At 73.8% G+C, this 3120-nt stretch carries 2 protein-coding genes and 1 pseudogene; all 3 read right to left on the bottom strand.

Annotated elements, in window-relative coordinates; all coding sequences use genetic code 11:
• Positions 1-235: pseudogene (locus tag M878_RS46970) on the bottom strand (ABC transporter ATP-binding protein); the annotation flags it as partial.
• A gap of 310 nt (positions 236-545) precedes the next feature.
• Complete coding sequence (locus M878_RS54195; protein ID WP_031224033.1) at positions 546-659, bottom strand: SapB/AmfS family lanthipeptide; 114 nt, start codon at positions 657-659, stop codon at positions 546-548.
• Positions 660-709: 50 nt separating this feature from the next.
• Positions 710-3120 (bottom strand): class III lanthionine synthetase LanKC (gene lanKC / locus M878_RS54190; protein ID WP_023544854.1); only part of this gene is annotated, 2411 nt, incomplete at its 5' end.

The raw sequence follows: 3120 nt of genomic DNA, 5'->3' as shown, positions 1-3120 counted from the left end.
GTGGGCCCAGCGCCAGGACGTGCCCGGTGAGGCGCCGGCGCAGCCATGCGGTGGCCTGGGCGTCACAGGTACCGGTGAGCACGCCCGCGCAGCCGTCCAGCAGGGCCAGCAGCAGGACGAGGCCGGCACAGGCGCCGATCCAGCGGGCGGCGGGGGCGTGAGCCAGGAGCAGGTCCAGGGTGTGGCCGAGCAGGGCGGGCAGGAGGAGGCCGGTCGCCGTGGCGGTGGTACTCACGGCGCACAGGGCGGCACAGCGAGCGCCGCCCTGACGCAGCACCGCGCGCGACAGGGCACGGCCGGAGGCCGAAGTGGCGCTGTCGGGGCGGGAGTTCATCGGCGGTGCCTCGCTCGGTCGGACGGGAACGGGAGGGCCAGGGAGGCGGGGGCCAGGGAGAGGCGGGGGCCGGGAAGGCGGGGGCAGCGAAGCGGGGGCCGGGAAGGCCGCCCCCTCGCGTACGCGCTCTGGTTCCCCTGTCAGCCGGAGGCTCCGGACGGCCCGTCCCCGCGGGAGGCTGCCGTCCGGAGCCGTGGACTGACCGGCCCGGTCAGAGACAGAGCAGAATGCTCGCCGCGGAGACACAGGAGAGCAGGCTCACCGTGCTCGCGCCGTCGTGGGCGTCCGTCTCGGACTCGAGGGTCTGCAGGTCGAGAAGTGCCATGGTCATTGTCCTTTCCCTTGATCTGGGGACGGGGTGGTGTCACGACTCCGTCAGGTCGCGGAGCCGCGGGTGTGGGCCGCCGGTGGTGGCGGAAGGAAGGGCAGGTGTGCGGTGCGGGCGCCGTCGCGGGCCGCGGCGAGCGCGAGCAGGCATCCTGCCGTGCCGGTGGCGAGGTCCATGGAGAGCCGCATCATCTGGTGCCCGGGGAAGGCCAGTTGGCCCTGGTAGCCCATCGCGAACCAGCGGAGCCCCGCGATCTGCTGCTCCAGCCGCTCCGGCGTGGCGCCCGGGGCGGAGGAGCGGGCGAGGTGCAGGATCAATCCGGCGCGGCCCTGGAAGAGCCCGGGCTGGGCGTAGAAACGGGAGGTGGCGGCGGTCAGGATGCCGCCCCGGGCGCGCTCGAACGCCACGCTGTCCGCTCGCTCCGGCGAGTCGCTGTCCCGGTCCGCAAGGGAGCTACTGTCCCGACACGCAGGAGAGTTGCTGTCCTGCTGGGCAAGAGAGTCGCTGTCCCGGTGTGCCAGATAGTCGTCGAGGACGAGCCCGATCCCCGCGCTGCCGTCGCCGAGGTACGGCAGCGTCCGCCAGCCCTCGTCCACCTCCAGGCCGCCGCCCGCCTGCTGGATGACACAGCAGTCCAGGTCACGGCGGAGCGCCTCGCCCGCCGCCGTCAGGCAGCGGCCGTCGCCGGTCTGCTCGTACCGGCGGAGGAGGAACAGCGCGGGCCCGCTCGCGCCGCGCAGCAGTCCGGCGCGCCGACGCGGGGTGTCCGGGAGCGGTTCTGCGAGCCGTCGTACGAGGATGTCGGCGGCCTCGGCGGCGTGTTGCCGCAGGGCCGCCTCGCCGGTCGTGTCCGCGAGCCGGTCGAGGACCAGGCCGAGCCCGGCGAGTCCGCCGTGCAGGTCGGAGGCGAGCGCGCGCCAGTTCTCCCGCAGGACGCCGCCGATCAGGTCCAACGCCCGCTGGCGGTGGCCGAGTTGGTCGAGGACCAGGGCGACGCCCGCCAAGCCGTCGTACAGGCCGAGCGGGGTGCCGGGCGGCGGCGGTGCGGTGCGGTCCAGCAGCCAGCGCTCGCCCTTGTCGTAGCGGCCGGCCCCGGACGCCTGGAGCGCGTACAGCACGCCGGCCGCGCCGTGCGCGAGGCCGAGGCCGCCGCCGTCCGCGAACTGGGCGATGTCACCAGGGAAGAGCCGGTCGTCGCGTTCCGGGCTGGCGGAGGCGAGGATCGCCTTCACCATCGAGTCCCGGCTGTAGGGCCAGTCGCCGGGTACCACCGGCCGGGCCGGCCGGGCGCGTCTGCCGCCCGAGGCGTCCCGGGTGATCTCCGCCACCGCCTCGTCCAGGAAGGCGCGCGGTACGTCCGGGAACTGCTCGGCGATCACCTCGGCGAGATGCGCCGCCTTGCCCCGGTCCACCACGAACAGCGTGGTCACCGGCAGGAACAGGGCGAGCCGCAGACAGGCCAGCGCATAGCGGTCGACATCCGCGCCGCGGCGGTCCGGCGGTGCGAAGAAACCGGGGTGGGCGACGGTCTGCCGAGCGTTCTGCGCGGCGGGCGCGGCGGCCTCGAAGTCGATGAGAAACACCGACTGTTCGTCCTCGGCCACCATGATGTTGAAGACATGCAGGTCGTTGAAGACCAGCCCGCGCTCGTGCACCGCCGCCACCGCCCGCTCCACCGCCGCGTGGATCCGCAGTGCCCACGCCGTGTACGCGGCGATCCGGGCCGGGTCGGGGTCGGGCGTGAGCAGCGGATGCCGCTGGGCGAAGAAGGAGTTGAGCGGACGGCCCGCCAGGTGGTCCATGACCAGGAACCGGTGCTCGCCGAGGGTGAACCAGTCCCGTACCTCGGGCACCACACCGGTACCGGCGACCCGTTCCAGCGCCGCCTTCTCCCGCTCCAGCCGGGCCACGGCGTCCGCGCCGTCGGCGGCGAGCCCCGCGTGCGGCCGTGCCTCCTTCAGCACCACCCGGCGTCCATCCCGGGTGTCGGTGCCGGCGTACACCCCGCCGCCGTTGGAGAAGTGCAGCGCCTTCTCGATGCGGTACGGCAGCTCGCCGACCGTCGTGGTGTTGCGGGCCTCCAGATGCGGCCGCAGGAACGCGGGCAGCGTCACCCAGCCGGGCACCTGGAAGGAGGGGGTGCGCCGGTCCGGTACGAGCTTGCCCGCGCCGTCGGCGACCGCGAGGACCAGTGAGCCGCGCTCGTCGACGACGTACCGGCGGGCGAAAGCGCCGTAGCGGACATAGAGCGGGCCGTCGTGCCAGCGCAGGTCGGTGAGGATGTACGGACCCTCGAAACCCTCCAGCAGCGCGCCCAGTTCACGTAGCGTCCGGTGCAACTGCTCCTCGTCCGCCGGATAGAGCGTGACGAACTTGCCGCTGGTGTCGCGGCCCGCGTACTTGGCGTTGCGCAGGTGCAGCAGGTGCGGGCCCGGCACGAACTTGAAGGGGATGCGGC

The sequence above is a fragment of the Streptomyces roseochromogenus subsp. oscitans DS 12.976 genome (genome assembly GCF_000497445.1).
Lineage (GTDB): Bacteria > Actinomycetota > Actinomycetes > Streptomycetales > Streptomycetaceae > Streptomyces > Streptomyces oscitans.
Note: the sequence above shows the minus strand (reverse complement) of the source record. Positions and strands in the feature narration are given on the sequence as shown.

What these genes read in the sequence shown, in the direction of transcription:
- M878_RS54195 (WP_031224033.1), bottom strand. Translation starts at nt 659, where the DNA reads ATGGCACTTCTCGACCTGCAGACCCTCGAGTCCGAGACGGACGCCCAC.